Here is a 14,376-nt window from a genome sequence, read left to right on the forward strand (position 1 = left end):
CAGAATTCAGGCTCACCGGCACGACCGGGCGCCGACGGCGCCGGACGCGACGCCTCAGCCTGAATTCTGAACCATCGACGTGTGGCGGCCCGGCCACGTGCGCCGACCCACGTACGCGCCGAGCGCGCGTCAGACCCGGGCGCCGGCGAGGTGGTGTGCGATGACGTGGCGGGCGATCGCGATCGAGCTGGTCGCCGCCGGCGACGGCGCGTTCCGAAGCAGCGTGACGCGTCCGACCTGGTCGACGGCGAAGTCGTCGAGCAGCTCGCCGCCGCGCCCCCACGCCTGGGCCCTCACCCCCGCGGCGGTCTTGTGCGTGAGGTCGCTCATCCGCAGCTCGGGCACGAAGCGGCGCGCCTTGCGGTAGTACCGGGGCTTCAGCAGCGACGCCGAGATCTCGTCCGCGCCCATGCGCCAGTGCTGCTTCGCGAGCGCGCCGGCACCCGGCCAGCGCAGCGACTCCCAGGTGTCGCGCGGCGAGATCCGCAGCCACGAGTACCCTTCGCGCGCCAGCGCGGGCACCGCATTCGGACCCACGTGCACGTCGTCGTACACCCCCCGCGTGAAGTGCACGCCGAGGAACGGGAAGCGCGGATCGGGGACCGGGTAGATCATGCCGCGCACGAGTTCGGTGCGCTCGGGCGCGAGCGCCCAGTACTCGCCGCGGAACGGGAGGATCTTCGGCGAGGGGTCGGCGCCGACGAACCGCGCGACGACGTCCGACTGCAGCCCCGCGCACGCGATGACGCGGTCGTAGGCCTCGTCGCCGCGCGCCGTGATCACCCGCACGCGCCCGCCGTCCGGCCGCATGCCGATGACCTCGTGGCCGAGCAGAATGCGGCCACCGGCCGCGCGCACGTCCTGCGCCATCGCCTCCGTGATCGCGGCGTAGTCGACGATCGCGGTGTGCGGCGAGTGCAGCGCCGCCACGCCGGCGACATGCGGCTCGATCTCGCGCATGCGCGCTGGATCGTCGACGCGCGCGAGGTCGGGCACGCCGTTGGCGATCGACCGCCGCTCGATCTCGGCCAGTGCCGCACGCTCGGAGTCGTCGACCGCGACGACGAGCTTTCCGACCTCGCGGTAGGGCAGGCCCTTCTCTTCGCACAGCTCGCGGATGAGCTCGCGCCCGAGGGCGCAGAGCTGCGCCTTGAGCGACCCGGGCGCGTAGTACAGCCCGGCGTGCACGACGCCGGAGTTGCGGCCGGTCTGGTGCTGCGCGAGGCGCGGCTCCTTCTCGAGCACGGTCACGTCGTCGCCGCGCTGCGCGAGCTCGCGCGCGAGTGCCACGCCGACGATGCCGCCCCCGACGATGCCGATGCGTTCAGACATCCGATCCCCCACAGATCCCCGGACGCCACCCCCCAGCGACGTCTCGACCGACAGCCTCCCCCGGATCGGCGGCGGACGCAAGCGCGCTCAGCCCGGCGCGCTCAGCCCAGCGCGCTTTCGCCCCGCCGCGCGCGTCCCCCCGACAGCGTGCTCAGCCGCGCGGGACGATGTGGCTCGCCACGTTGACGACGCGACCCGCGCCGTCGCGAGCGAAGAACCGCCGGATGCCCCACGGCTCGTCTCGTGGCTCGCGCACGATCGGCACGCCGGCGTCGCGGGCGGCGGCGTACGCCGCATCCACATCCTCGACCTCGATCGAGATGTCGATGCCGCGCAGCTCGGGATCGACGGCGGTGGGGCTCTCCCACGCCACGATGATCTGCGTGGTCGGGGTGGAACGGGAGACGAGCATCATCATCCCGTCCTCCTCCATCGCCGGCCGCAGCCCGAGGACGTCGACGTAGAAGCGTCGCGCCTCGGCCGGGTCGGTCGCGAGGACGACGGGCATGATCCGACGGATGTCCATGAGCGATCCTCACCGTGCCGGAGGCGGCGCGTCCAGCCCCGCGGGCGATCCGCCTCAGGCCGGGACGAGCAGGTAGCCGCGCTCGTCGTCGAAGCCGGCGATCCGCAGCCCCGCCGCGAGGTGCCCGACGAGCATGTCGCGCACCACGCGGCGCCACGCGGCCGCGGCCGCCGGGGTCTCGCGGCGCATCGTCTCGATGTCGCCCGGGATCATGACCTCAGCCGCGACGTCGGCGAAGTCGGGGGTTCGCGCCGGCGGCGACGCGAGGTCCCACGTAACCATCAGCCGATCGGAGGCGTCGCCGCGGTTGACGTCGTCGTCCATCGGGCCGTACTGGTCGACGAGGTACTCGGTGACGCGGGCGCCGAGCACGCGGAGGTTGAAGTGGGCGTTGCGGGCCATGAGCGGGTCGAACGTCCACGTGATGCGCCCGACGCCGCGCGCGAACGCCCACTCCCGCTGGTGCTGCTTGAGCCGTCGGCCGATCCCCGACCCCTGCAGGTCGGCGAGCACCCCGGTGATGTGCGAGTGCATGCTGCGCGAGGCCGGCGGCCCGAAGAACGCCGCGGATGCACCGACCATCCGCTCCCCGTCGAACACCCCGACGACGTAGTTGCCGGAGTGCGCGAGCGCGCGCAGGATGTTCGCCGGCATCGCCTGCCGGTCGCCGGGCCACACCGCGGCCAGGACGCGTGCGGCCTCGTGCGCCTCGTCGGCGGTGGTCAGTTCGCGGATCTCGATGCCCAGGGGCTCATCGCTCACCCGCACAGTCAACCACCGTGCAGGCCCGCGGCGGCCCGGTCATCCGGCGCGGCGGTACTGTCGATGGAGTGCCCCGGGAAGAAGACGACAGACGCCACCTGACCCGCATCCCCCCGCAGGGCCTCATCGTGGCCGTGCTCGCCGTCGCGGGCCTGTGCTCGTCGTTCATGTTCTCGCTCGTCGTCCCGATCCAGGCGCGCCTCCCCGAGCTGCTGAACGCGTCGCGCGACGACACCGCGTGGGTCGTCACGGCCACGCTCCTCGCCGCGGCCGTGACGACGCCGATCGCCGGCCGCCTCGGCGACATGTACGGCAAGCGTCGCATCGTGCTGGTGCTGCTGGCGGTCATGGTGATCGGATCGGTGATCGCGGCGCTGTCGCCCGGCATCATCGGGATCATCGTCGGCCGGGCGCTGCAGGGCGCCGTCGTGGGCGTCGTGCCCCTGGGCATCTCGATCCTGCGCGACGTGCTGCACGGCAACCGCATCGACTCGGCGATCGCGCTGATCAGCGCGACCCTGGGTGTGGGGGGCGCGCTCGGACTCCCGATCAGCGCCGTCGTGGCCGACCGCGCCGACTGGCACGTGCTGTTCTGGATCTCCGCCGCGATGGGCACGGTCGTGTTCGTGCTGGTCCTGCTGATCGTGCCCGTGAGCGTGCTGCGCACCGGCGGCCGCTTCGACTACCTCGGCGCCGCGGGGCTCGCGGCGGGCCTTCTCGCCGTGCTGCTGGCGGTGTCGCGCGGCAGCCTGTGGGGCTGGACGTCGCCCCTCACCCTCGGGCTCATCGCCGCCGGGCTCGTCGTGCTCGTGGTCTGGGGCTGGTACCAGCTGCGCACCCGTGAGCCACTGCTCGATCTGCGCGTCGCGGCACGACGCCCGGTGCTGCTGACGAACCTCGCCTCCGTCGCGATGGGCTTCGCCCTGTTCAGCTCGCAGGTGTCGTACCCGCAGATGCTCGAGCTGCCGCTGGCGACCGGGGTGGGCTTCGGGCTGTCACTCCTGGCCGCGAGCTTCGTCGTGATGCCCTCGGGCCTGGTGATGATGGTGCTCTCGCCGCTGTCGGGCCGGATGGCGCGCGCCGTCGGCCCCCGTGTCCTCCTCGTCGCCGGATCAGTGTCGCTCGTCCTGGCGTACGGGTTCTCGCTCTTCTGGGCGACCGAGGTGTGGCAACTCGTGGTGGCGAACATCCTCATCGGCTTCGGCATCGGGTTCGGATATGCCGCCATGCCGATGCTCATCATGCGCTCGGTGCCGCCGAGCGAGACGGGCGCCTCGAACGGCCTCAACGCGCTCTCGCGCTCGCTCGGCACGAGCTTGGCCGGCGCGATCGTCGGCGCGGTGCTCGCCGCGCTGTCGCAGCCCTTCGGCGACATCCAGGCGCCCACCGCCGCGGCGTTCCAGGCGTCGTTCGCGCTGGGCATCGGCGCCGCGGTGGTCGCCCTCGTGCTCGCGCTGCTCATCCCGACGCGCTCCGCCGAGCAGCATCCGTCCCTCCCCCGCTGACCCCCCGCGCACTCGCGCGCGTGAACCCGCACCCCTTCCTCGGGGCGCGTCGCCGGGTCAGGAGCGCGGGCGGCGGGGCGCCTCGAGGCCCAGGTGCACGCGCGTGTGGCGGCGCTCGACGACGATCATCGTTGCGCCGAGGAGCCACAGCGGCACCTGCGCGAGGAAGGCGATCCGGAACGCTCCGAGCGAGTAGGTCTCAGGCGTGCCCGCACCCTGCAGGTCCATCGCGATGCCGATGAAGAGGATCGCGAGCAGGCCGGCGAGGAAACCGCCGCCGTTGACGATGCCGGTGGCGGTGCTGAGGCGATGGCTGGGGTTGTACGTGCGCGCATGGTCGAACGCGATCATCGACGCCGGGCCGCCGGTGGCGAGCGCCGCCGCGAGCACGAGGAGCAGCCACAGCGGCGCGGGCCCGGGCCACGCGATCACGATGAGCCACGCGACGGCCTGCACGCCCACCGTCGGCAGCACGAGCAGGCGGGACCGCCGCATCGGATGCCGCACCGACAGCGCGCCGATGACAGGGCCGAGCACGATGCCGAACAGGATGAACGCGGTGACGACGAGCGATGCCTCGCCCTGGGGCAGCCCCTCCCCGGCCGTGAGGAACGGGAAGCCCCACAGCAGCACGAACGCCGTACCGGCGAAGGGGGTCGTGAAGTGCGACCAGAACGCGAGCCGCGTGGCCGGGTGGCCCCACGACTCGGCGAAACCACGGCGCAGGTCGGGCGACGATCGCACCACGCGGATCGCGCCGGTGTCGGTGTTCACCGAGACGTCGGAGGTCTGCTCGGGCGGGCGGTTGCGGATGATCGCGAAGGTCAGCACCGCGAAGAGCACGCCCATGCCGCCCAGCGCGCCGAACGCGATCGACCACGACGTCGCGTGCAGCAGGAGGGCGAGGGGCAGCACCGACACGATCTGCCCGAGCTGACCGATGACGCCCGTCAGCTGCACGAGCACGGGCGCCCGCTGGGCGGGGAACCACAGCGCGATCAGCCGCAGCACGCTCGGGAAGATGGCCGCGTCGCCCGCGCCGATCAGCATGCGGGCGACGAGACCGATGCCGACGTCGCTCGCGAAGGCCATGACGACCTGTCCCGCCGCCATGAGCACCATGCCGGTCGTGACGATCGGGCGCGCGCCGTAACGGTCCAGGAGCAGCCCGACCGGGATCTGCAGCCCGCCGTACACGGCCAGCTGCACGACGGCGAACATCGACAGGGCGGATGCATCCGCCTGGAAGCGGACCGCCGCATCCACCCCGACCGCCGACAGCGAGCTGCGGTTGGTGACCGACAGGACGTAGGCGCCGACGCCGACCGCCCAGATGATCCAGTTCCGCCAGCCGGGCGCGAGGGCGACGGGGGCTGTGGTCACGGTTCCGATCCGGGGTGGGGGCGAATGCTACCCAGCCTACGCCGGGCGCCCCGGCCGCTGTCGCGACGCGGAGGTCGAGGTCTACCCTGAGCCGCATGGCCGATCAGACCGACACCGCCGTCGAGGCGGGCGACACCGACCGCCGCTTCTTCGGGCAGCCGTGGGCGCTCGCGCACATCTTCGGCGTGGAGATGTGGGAGCGGTTCAGCTTCTACGGCATGCAGGCGATCCTGCTGATCTACATGTACTACACGGTCACCGAGGGCGGGCTCGGGATCGATCGGGCGGTCGCGACCGGCATCGTGGGCGCCTACGGCGGGACGGTGTACCTGTGCACGATCCTCGGGGCGTGGGTTGCCGACCGGCTGCTCGGCTCGGAGCGCGTCCTGTTCTACAGCGCGATCGTCATCATGTGCGGCCACATCGCGCTCGCGCTGCTGCCCGCGGTGTGGGGGCTCGGGGTGGGCCTCGTGCTCGTCGCCGTCGGCTCGGGCGGGCTGAAGGCCAACGCGACCTCGGTGGTCGGCACGCTCTACGCGCCGGGCGACGCCCGTCGCAACGGCGGCTTCTCGCTGTTCTACCTCGGCATCAACCTGGGCGCGTTCCTCGGCCCGATCGTCACGGGCGCGCTGCAGACCTCGCTCGGCTTCCACTGGGGCTTCGGCGCGGCCGCGGTCGGCATGGCGCTCGGCCTCGTGCAGTACTCGTTCGGCCGCCGCCAGCTGCCCGAGTCGGCGCGCGTCGTGCCGAACCCGCTGCCGGCGTCGCGCCGCGGGCTCATGATCGCGGTCGCCGCCGCGGGCATCGTCGTGATCGCCGCGCTCGTGCTGCTCGGAATCATCCGCCCCGACAACCTCGCCGACGTCGTGATCATCGTCGTCGTGGCCGCTTCGATCGCGTACTTCGCCGTCATCGCGAGCTCGAAGCGCATCACCGCCACGGAGCGCTCGCGCGTGTTCGCGTTCATCCCGCTGTTCATCGTGAACGTCGGCTTCTGGTCGCTGTACCAGCAGCAGTTCACGCTTCTCACGATCTACTCGGACGAGCGCCTGAACCGCAACATCCTCGGCTGGGAGATGCCGATCTCGTGGGTGAACTCGATCAACCCGATCTTCGTGATCGTGCTGTCGGGCGTCTTCGCGGCGATCTGGACGCGGCTGGGCGCGCGCCAGCCCGGCGCGCCCGTGAAGTTCTCGGTCGGCGCGATCGTCATGGGTGTGGCGTTCCTGCTGTTCCTCCCGTGGGCGAACGGCCCCGCGAACGCCACGCCGCTCCTGGCGATCACGGGCATCCTCTTCGTCTTCACGATCGCGGAGCTGTTCATCTCGCCGCCGGGGCTCGCGGTCTCCACGGCGCTCGCGCCCGAGCGCTTCCACACGCAGATGGTCGCGCTGTACTTCCTGTCGGTGGCCCTCGGCACGGCCCTCGCCGGCTGGCTCGCCGGGTTCTACGACCCGAAGAACGAGGTGCCGTACTTCTCGATCCTCGGATTCATCGCCATCGGGCTCGGCGTCGCGCTGCTTCTGATGTCCAAGCCGGTGCTCGTGCTCATGAAGGGCGTGCGCTGACCCCGGCGGTCAGGATGCGGCGTCCCACAGCGGCGTGAGAGCCATCAGCCGGGCGTCCCGCCATCGCACGCGGTCCTCCCACTCGACCAAGGGCAGTCGCGCCCGCCGCTCCGAGGCCACGCGGGCGACGAGGTCCGGCGTCCACGGGTCGTGCTGGCCGCGCTCCGCCCCCATGCGCGCGTAGGAGTCCGCCATGCGCTCCGCGTGGGCGGCGATGCCGCCGCGCACGTTCAGGTCGCTCGTCTCGAAGGGTCCGATGATGCTCCACCGGCGTCCCAGACCGCTGCGCACGACCTCGTCCACCTCGTCGGCGTCGACGATGCCGTCCCGGACGAGGCAGTACGCCTCCCGCAGCACCGCCCCTTGGAGGCGGTTGAACACGAAGCCCTCGATCTCGCGACGCAACACGACCGGCCGCAGTCCGGCATCGCGATAGATCTCGGCCACTGCTTTCACCGTCGACCGAGCGGTGCGCGGCGACGGCACGACCTCGATCACCGGCAGCAGATACGGCGGGTTGCCCGGATGGCCGACGACGACCCGCGCCGCCACAGCGTCGTCGAGCCCATCGACGAGCATGGACGGCGCGATGGCCGAACTGGAGCTCGCGAGCAGCGCGTCCTCCGGTGCCGCGGCGGCGAACTGCACGAACACGGCGCGCTTGAGGTCGACGCGCTCGGGGGTGCACTCCTGCACGAGCTCGGCATCCGCCGCCGCGACGTGCGGATCCGTGTGCCACTCGACCCTCGCAAGGACGGCATCGGTGGGCTCCCCCACGAGGCCCGCGTCCGAGAGGAGCGCGAGCCTGGCCCCCATGTCCGCCCGTCCCCGTTCGAGGGCGTTCTCGTCGACGTCGTACAGCCGTACGGGGCGACCCGAGCGGGCGAAGAGGATCGCGAAGGCGACGCCGATCGATCCCGACCCGACGATCGCGATCGGGCGAGGGATCACTCCCCCCACCAGTCCTCGTCCGCCGCGTGGCCGTGTCGGAGGATCTCGAGCACGGCGTCGCGCGTCAGCTCCCGCGGATTGTTGGCCGTGAGGCGCGTGGCGAGCATCGCCTGGTCGGCGACGAACGCGAAGTCGTCGGGCGACAGGCCGAGGGTGGCCAGGTCGGTGGGCGCGCCCACGGCGCGCAGCAGGCTCTCGACGGCACGCACGGCGGCCCGTGCGTGCTCCTGCTCACCGGCGCCGTCCTCCGCCGCGCCCAGCAGACGAGCGATCTCGGCGAACTCCGGCACGCGCGCCGGCAGGTTGTACCGCATCACCCACGGCAGCAAGGCGGCGACGCCGAACCCGTGCGGCGTGTGCGTCAGATTGCCGATCGGCGACTGGATCGCGTGGGCTCCCGCGGTGCCGGCCGTGTTGATCGCCATGCCGGCGCAGTAGGACGCGAACATCGTGTCCGTCCGCGCCTTCAGGTCGCCGGGGTCGGCGGCGACGGCCGGGAGCGAGCGCCCGAGCAGCGACAGGCCCTGGCGCGCGTATACGTCGGTGAGCACGTTCTTCCCGGCGTACAGCTTCGTGGCGAGCTCCTCGGGCGACGGATTCTTCGCCCGCCCGGTGAACGCCTCGACGAGGTGGGAGAGCGCATCCGCGCCCGTGGCCGCCGTCAGGCCGGGCGGGCACGTGAGGGTGAGCTCCGGGTCGATGACGGCGGCGGTCGCCTCCAGGTATGGGCTGGCGACGCCGACCTTCATCCCGCGCTCGCCGTCGAAGACCACGGAGATGCACGTCACCTCGGCGCCGGTCCCGCCCGTGGTCGGGACGGTCACGACCGGCACACCCGGCCCCGGGACGAGGAACTCGCCGTAGTAGTCGCGTACGTCGCCGCCGTTGGCCAGCACCACGGCCGAGACCTTGGCGAGGTCCAGGCACGATCCGCCCCCGACCCCGACGATCACGTCGATCGGCAGGTCGCGGAAGCGCTCGGCCACCTCCATCACGTTCTCTCGCGGCAGTTCCGGCTCGGTGCGATCGAACACCTCGACGGCGACACCGGCTGCCCGCAGGCCGTCGGCGATCTCGCGGAACTCCGTGCTCGCGGCCATCCGTTCATCCGTGACCACCAACGCGTGCCGACCGATGTCGGCCACGATCCGGGGCAGCTGGCGTCGCTGGCCGGGCCCGAAGAGCACAGCGCGCGGCTGCCGGAGCAGGCCCAGCGCAAGGTCGTTCTCGGTGCGGGTGGGTGCGGGAAGTCCGGCGGGTGCGGCGGTCTCGCTCATGAGAGGGCTCCTTCTTCGTCCACGGTGACGGCCAGGTACTTGGGCTCGAGGAATTCGTAGATGCCGTCCTGGCCGCCTTCGCGACCCAGACCGGACGCCTTCACCCCGCCGAAGGCGGCCGCGGGATCGGCCATGATCCCACGGTTGATCCCCACCATGCCGAAGTCGAGGCGTTCGACGACGGCGAAGGCGCGAGACAGATCACGGGTGAACACGTAGGCGGCGAGCCCGTAGCGGGTGTCGTTGGCGAAACGGATGGCGTCGGCCGTGCTCTCGACCCGGTAGATCGCGGCGATCGGTGCGAACAGCTCACGATGGCATACGTCGCTGTCGCGGTCGCGGACCTCGAACACCGTGGGCTGGAAGAAGTACCCGTCGCCGTCGATGACGCGGCCGCCGGTGAGAAGCGTCGCGTCGATGCGCTCGAACTCCGCGACGAGCTCGGCGACGCCGTCGCGCTGACGGGCGGAGATGATGGGGCCGACATCGGTGCCCGGTTCGAACCCGCTCCCCACGCGAAGCGCCTCGGCGAGCGCGACGAATCGCTCGATGAAGGCGTCGGCGATCTTCTCGTGGACGATGATGCGGTTGGCGGCGACGCAGGCCTGCCCCGCGTTGCGGAACTTCGCGACGATCGCCTGCGCGGCGGCAGCCTCCACGTCGGCGTCGTCGAGGACGACGAAGGGGCCGTCCCCGCCGAGCTCCATCGAGGCGTTGACGATGCCCGGCGCCGCTTGACGCAGCAGCGTCGCACCGACCTCCGTCGATCCCGTGAAGCTGACCTTGCGCAGGCGCGGATCGGCCATGACCTCCGCCGAGATCGTCGAGGACGACGTGGTGTGCACGAGGTTGACGACGCCTGCGGGGAACCCGGCATCGATCAGCACCGACACGAACATCGCGCACGTCAACGGCGTCTCGCGTGCGGTCTTGACGACGGTCGTGCACCCTGCGGCGAGGGCGGCCCCCGCCTTCCGCGCGATCATCAGCAGCGGGAAGTTCCACGGCGTGATGAGCAGCGTCGGCCCGACCGGCTGATGGGTGGTGACGATGCGGTACCCGCCACGCGAGCCGTGGGCGAAGGAGCCATGGAGGTGCGCGATCTGCTCGGTGTACCAGAGGAAGAAGTCGGCGCTGAGCTGGAACTCCGCGCGCGCCTCCGACAGCGGCTTGCCGCTCTCGAGCGTCATGATCTCGGCGATGGCATCGCCTCGGTCGAGCAGGAGTCGGTGGGGAACCTGATCGTTCCGATCCAGCTCGGCGCCCAGTGGCTGCAGCGCGCGCTGAAGTGGGCGGAGGACAACGGCGTCGAGTACTTCGAGGCGACACCCGAATCCGAGGACTGGTGGCGCGAGGAGACCGAGAAGACCGGCCGACAGACCGTGATGTACACGGAGGGCAAGAAGGCGAAGGCCTGGTTCCTGGGCGAGAACATTCCGGGCAAGCCCGAGGAGTTCCAGGTCTACATGGGCGGCGGCCAGGTGTACCAGCAGTACTGCCGGGAGCTGGAGGAGTCGGGATACGCGTCGCTGCTCTTCCGCGCCGAGGCGAAGCAGCCCGTCGAGGCCTGACGATCACCGATCGGGGCCGCGGCGCGTGCGCGTCGCGGCCCGCGTCAGAAAGGACATGTCATGGGACGACTTGCCGGCAAGCGCGCCGTGATCACCGGCGCTGCATCCGGGATGGGCCGCGCGACCGCGGAGCTGTTCGCTTCAGAGGGCGCGCGCGTGGCGCTGCTCGATGCCCAGGCGGAGGCGGGCGAGACCGTCGCCGAGAGCATCCGGGCCGCCGGCGGCGACGCAATGTTCGCCCGAGCGGACGTCACCGACGAGGCGAGTGTGCGGGCGGCCGTCGACGGTGCGGCCGCAGCGTTCGGGGGTCTGGACGTGCTCGTCAACTGCGCCGGCATCATCGGGGCCGACAAGCCGACGCACGAGGTCAGCGAGGAGGAATGGGACGCGGTCTTCGCCGTCGACGTGAAGGGCGTGTTCTTCGCGACGAAGGCGGCCGTGCCGCACTTCCTCGACGCCGGCAGGGGCGCGATCGTGAACTTCTCCTCGATCTACGGGATCATCGGCAACGACGAGTTCACGCCGTACCACGTGGCCAAGGGCGCCGTGAACATGCAGACGAAGCAGGATGCGGCGACCTATGGGCGCCACCGCATACGCGTCAACGCTGTCAACCCCTCGACCGTGCTCACCCCTCTCGTGGAGGGGATCGCTGCCGAGTATCCGGGCGGATTGCCCGCGTACGAGGAGATGATGACGGCTCACCAGTCGATCCGGCGGCTCGGACGCCCGATGGATGTCGCATACGCCGTGCTGTTCCTGGCCTCCGACGAAGCCGACTGGATCACGGGCGTGACGCTGCCCGTCGACGGCGGGTACACGGCGCGATGACCGGCGACTCGCCCATCCGGGTGTTCGGGAAGTCCGACTGCGCTGACACGGCCCGCACGCGCGCGCTGTTGGAGGCCGAGAGAGCGCCGTTCGTCTTCATCGACGTCGAGGCCTCGAGCTCGGCCGCCGCGCAGGCCGCCGAGCTCGGTGGCTCGCCGCGGGTGCCCGTCGTCGTCTTCCCCGACGGCGACGTGCTCGTCGAACCGGACGACGACGAAGTGCGCGCCCGGCTTCGCTGACCGCTCGCGATCAGCGAGTCGCGACGCGCCCGGGCCGGATGCCGCGGCTCAGCCATCTGCGCCGGGGAAGGCGACGCGACGCAGCAGGTCGCGCAGCGTCTCGCGCTCGTCGGCCGACAGCGCGGCGTGCGCGCGCTCCTCGGCCTCGCCGGCCGACACGTGCGCGCGGGCCGCGAGCGCGCGCCCGGCGGGGGTCGCGACGACGACCTTGACGCGGCGATCGCTGGGGTCGGCGCGGCGCTCGACGAGCCCGCGCGTCTCCAGGCCGTCGACGAGCGCCACGACCTGGCTCGGGTCGAGCCGCAGGAACTCGGCGAGGTCGCGCTGGGTCGGCGCATCCGCCGCGAGCGAGAGGACGAGCACCGAGTACGAGCGCGCCTTCAGCCCGTGCTCGGCGAGCGCGGCATTGCCCGCGGCCAGCGCCAGCGCGTTGGCGCGCGCGAGCAGGAAGCTCACGTCGTCGACGAGCGACGGCGCGGCGGTGTCCACGGGGCGGGCCATGCTCCGATGGTAGGGCAGTTCATGACGAAAATAACGATTGACTTCTTCAACGATATGTTCTTCACTGATCCCGACGAAGGAGTCTCGAATGACACTGCAGGGCAAAGTCGCCGTGGTCACCGGGTCGGGGCGCGGCCTCGGTCTCGCGTACGCCCAGGAGCTCGCCCGGCAGGGCGCGTCGGTCGTCGTGAACGACGTCGACGAGGCCATCGCCGCCGCCGCGGTGCAGAGCATCGAGGCCGCCGGCGGAACGGCCGTCGCCGTCGTCGCGCCCGTCGGACCGACCGAGACGGCGAAGCAGCTCGTGCAGACGGCGGTGGACACCTACGGCCGCCTCGACATCCTCGTCACCAACGCCGGCGTCCTGCGCGACACCGTGCTGTGGAAGATGAGCGACGACGACTTCGACACCGTGATCGGCGTGCACCTTCGCGGCACGTTCACGTGCGTGCGGGAAGCCGCGACCTACATGCGCGCGAACGAGATCGCCGGCCGGATCATCTGCATCGGCTCGCCCACGGGCCAGCGCGGCAACTTCGGCCAGACCAACTACGCGGCCGCCAAGGCCGGCATCGTCGGCATGGTGCGCACGTGGGCGCTCGAGCTCGGACGCGCCGGCATCACCGCCAACGCCGTCATCCCCGTCGCCGCGACCGCCATGACCGCGACCGTGCCCTACTTCGCCGCGGCCGTCGAAGCGGATGCGGCGGGCGAGCCCATGCCCGCGTTCTTCCGCCACGATCTCGGCTTCGGCACGTCCGACGACGTCGCCGGCCTCATCTCGTTCCTCGCGTCCGACGAGGCCGCCGGCATCAGCGGCCAGGCGATCGGCGTGGGCGGCGACCGCATCCAGATCTGGTCGCACCCGGAGCCGGTCGTCACGGCCTACCACGACGGCGGCTGGACCCTCGAGGCGCTCCGCGAGGAGTTCGCCCCGGTCATCGCGGAGAACCGGCAGAGCGTGGGCGAGAAGTTCCCGCCGCTGCCCGACGAGCTGCAGCGCCCCGCCGCGTCCTGACCGCCGCCATGACGAGATACGAACCCGCGATCGATGTCGCGTCGCTGCGCGCGATCGACGTGCACGTGCACGTGGAGATCGACGGGCACGGCCACGGGTCGCTGCCCGCCGAGCTCGCCGAGGCCGCGTCGCGCTACTTCTCGACCGACGGGCCGCGGCCGGCGCTCGACGACATCGCCGCGTACTACCGGGAGCGGTCGATGGCCGCGGTCGTGTTCACCGTCGACGCCGAGACGCAGCTCGGGCACGCGCCGATCTCGAGCGAGGAGATCGCCGAGGGCGCCGCGCGCCACAACGACGTGCTCATCCCGTTCGGCAGCGTCGACCCGCGCCGGCCCGACGCGGTCGCACGCGCCGAGGCGCTCATCTGCGACCACGGCGTGCACGGCTTCAAATTCCACCCGACCGTGCAGGGCTTCGACCCCTCGGATGCGGCGTACGACGCGCTGTACGGCACGCTGCAGGACGCGGGCGTCGTGGCCCTGTTCCACACCGGCCAGACCGGCATCGGCGCCGGCACCCCCGGCGGCGCGGGATTCCTGCTAGGGCTGTCGAACCCGATGCTCCTCGACCCGGTCGCCGCGCGCTTCCCCGAGCTGCAGATCATCATGGCGCACCCCTCCGTGCCGTGGCAGGACGAGGCGCTCGCGGTCGCCACGCACAAGCGCAACACATGGATCGACCTGTCGGGGTGGAGCCCGAAGTACTTCCCCCCGCAGCTCGTGCGATACGCCAATTCGCTCATCACCGACCGCGTGCTCTTCGGCTCCGACTTCCCGCTGCTGACCCCCGACCGCTGGCTGCGCGACGTCGAGAAGACCGACCTGAAGCCCGAGGTCATGCCCCGCATCCTCGTCGAGAACGCCGCGCGCCTACTGGGCCTCGCCGCATCCTGACCCCGACCACCACCTC

General features: G+C 71.6%; 15 protein-coding genes. 7 read left to right on the forward strand and 8 right to left on the reverse strand.

Annotated elements, in window-relative coordinates; genetic code table 11:
• Positions 1 to 129: 129 nt before the first annotated feature.
• From lhgO to EI169_RS15325, 3 genes are all read right to left on the reverse strand, one after another.
• Positions 130 to 1,332 carry an L-2-hydroxyglutarate oxidase gene (lhgO, locus tag EI169_RS15310; RefSeq protein WP_125133085.1) on the reverse strand — a complete coding sequence of 401 codons (1,203 nt, stop codon included), beginning with the start codon at positions 1,330 to 1,332 and terminating at the stop codon, positions 130 to 132.
• 151 nt (positions 1,333 to 1,483) lie between these two features.
• On the reverse strand, positions 1,484 to 1,858 hold the full coding sequence (locus EI169_RS15315; RefSeq protein ID WP_125133086.1) for a VOC family protein: 375 nt from the start codon (positions 1,856 to 1,858) through the stop codon (positions 1,484 to 1,486).
• Positions 1,859 to 1,912: 54 nt separating this feature from the next.
• Positions 1,913 to 2,620, reverse strand: a complete 708-nt coding sequence (locus EI169_RS15325; RefSeq protein WP_240640490.1) for a GNAT family N-acetyltransferase — start codon at positions 2,618 to 2,620, stop codon at positions 1,913 to 1,915.
• A gap of 107 nt (positions 2,621 to 2,727) precedes the next feature.
• Here EI169_RS15325 and EI169_RS15330 point away from each other — a divergent pair, with 107 nt between their 5' ends.
• Positions 2,728 to 4,125 carry an MFS transporter gene (locus EI169_RS15330; protein WP_125133531.1) on the forward strand — a complete coding sequence of 466 codons (1,398 nt, stop codon included), beginning with the start codon at positions 2,728 to 2,730 and terminating at the stop codon, positions 4,123 to 4,125.
• Between the two features lie 57 nt (positions 4,126 to 4,182).
• Here the strand turns inward: EI169_RS15330 and EI169_RS15335 are convergent, their stop codons facing one another.
• The gene (locus tag EI169_RS15335; RefSeq protein WP_240640747.1) at positions 4,183 to 5,517 is read right to left on the reverse strand and encodes an MFS transporter; all 1,335 of its coding nucleotides are present in this window, start codon (positions 5,515 to 5,517) and stop codon (positions 4,183 to 4,185) included.
• A gap of 86 nt (positions 5,518 to 5,603) precedes the next feature.
• On the opposite strand from EI169_RS15335, the gene EI169_RS15340 reads away from it, so the two are divergent.
• Positions 5,604 to 7,076 carry a peptide MFS transporter gene (locus EI169_RS15340; protein ID WP_125133087.1) on the forward strand — a complete coding sequence of 491 codons (1,473 nt, stop codon included), beginning with the start codon at positions 5,604 to 5,606 and terminating at the stop codon, positions 7,074 to 7,076.
• A 9-nt stretch (positions 7,077 to 7,085) separates the two neighbouring features.
• On the opposite strand, the gene EI169_RS15345 is transcribed toward EI169_RS15340, so the two are convergent.
• Genes EI169_RS15345 through EI169_RS15355 form a run of 3 tightly spaced genes read right to left on the reverse strand, consistent with a single transcriptional unit; the run spans position 7,086 to position 10,581 of the window.
• Positions 7,086 to 8,027 carry a 3-hydroxyacyl-CoA dehydrogenase gene (locus EI169_RS15345; protein WP_205783846.1) on the reverse strand — a complete coding sequence of 314 codons (942 nt, stop codon included), beginning with the start codon at positions 8,025 to 8,027 and terminating at the stop codon, positions 7,086 to 7,088.
• A complete protein-coding gene (locus EI169_RS15350) occupies positions 8,024 to 9,304 on the reverse strand; it encodes an iron-containing alcohol dehydrogenase (RefSeq protein WP_125133089.1) in 1,281 nt (426 codons plus the stop codon). Before EI169_RS15350 ends, EI169_RS15345 begins: the two co-directional genes overlap by 4 nt.
• A complete protein-coding gene (locus EI169_RS15355) occupies positions 9,301 to 10,581 on the reverse strand; it encodes an aldehyde dehydrogenase family protein (protein WP_346427099.1) in 1,281 nt (426 codons plus the stop codon). The genes EI169_RS15350 and EI169_RS15355 overlap by 4 nt, the downstream gene beginning before the upstream one ends.
• Between EI169_RS15355 and EI169_RS15360 the strand changes: the two genes are divergently transcribed.
• Genes EI169_RS15360 through EI169_RS15370 form a run of 3 tightly spaced genes read left to right on the forward strand, consistent with a single transcriptional unit; the run spans position 10,534 to position 11,945 of the window.
• Entirely contained in the window at positions 10,534 to 10,875 is a 342-nt protein-coding gene (locus tag EI169_RS15360) for a hypothetical protein (RefSeq protein WP_205783847.1), read from the forward strand. The two genes, EI169_RS15355 and EI169_RS15360, sit on opposite strands and share 48 nt — an antisense overlap.
• Positions 10,876 to 10,935: 60 nt before the next feature.
• Positions 10,936 to 11,706, forward strand: coding sequence for an SDR family oxidoreductase (locus EI169_RS15365; RefSeq protein WP_125133091.1), 771 nt, complete (start codon positions 10,936 to 10,938; stop codon positions 11,704 to 11,706).
• Positions 11,703 to 11,945, forward strand: a complete 243-nt coding sequence (locus EI169_RS15370) for a glutaredoxin domain-containing protein (RefSeq protein ID WP_125133092.1) — start codon at positions 11,703 to 11,705, stop codon at positions 11,943 to 11,945. The genes EI169_RS15365 and EI169_RS15370 overlap by 4 nt, the downstream gene beginning before the upstream one ends.
• Before the next feature lie 48 nt (positions 11,946 to 11,993).
• Here the strand turns inward: EI169_RS15370 and EI169_RS15375 are convergent, their stop codons facing one another.
• Positions 11,994 to 12,446, reverse strand: coding sequence for a MarR family winged helix-turn-helix transcriptional regulator (locus EI169_RS15375; RefSeq protein ID WP_125133093.1), 453 nt, complete (start codon positions 12,444 to 12,446; stop codon positions 11,994 to 11,996).
• A gap of 88 nt (positions 12,447 to 12,534) precedes the next feature.
• Between EI169_RS15375 and EI169_RS15380 the strand changes: the two genes are divergently transcribed.
• On the forward strand, positions 12,535 to 13,464 hold the full coding sequence (locus tag EI169_RS15380; RefSeq protein ID WP_125133094.1) for an SDR family NAD(P)-dependent oxidoreductase: 930 nt from the start codon (positions 12,535 to 12,537) through the stop codon (positions 13,462 to 13,464).
• An 8-nt stretch (positions 13,465 to 13,472) separates the two neighbouring features.
• Positions 13,473 to 14,360: an amidohydrolase family protein gene (locus EI169_RS15385; RefSeq protein ID WP_125133095.1), complete on the forward strand. Its 888-nt coding sequence runs from the start codon at positions 13,473 to 13,475 to the stop codon at positions 14,358 to 14,360.
• Positions 14,361 to 14,376: the final 16 nt, after the last annotated feature.

The sequence above is a fragment of the Microbacterium sp. 10M-3C3 genome (genome assembly GCF_003931875.1).
Lineage (GTDB): Bacteria > Actinomycetota > Actinomycetes > Actinomycetales > Microbacteriaceae > Microbacterium.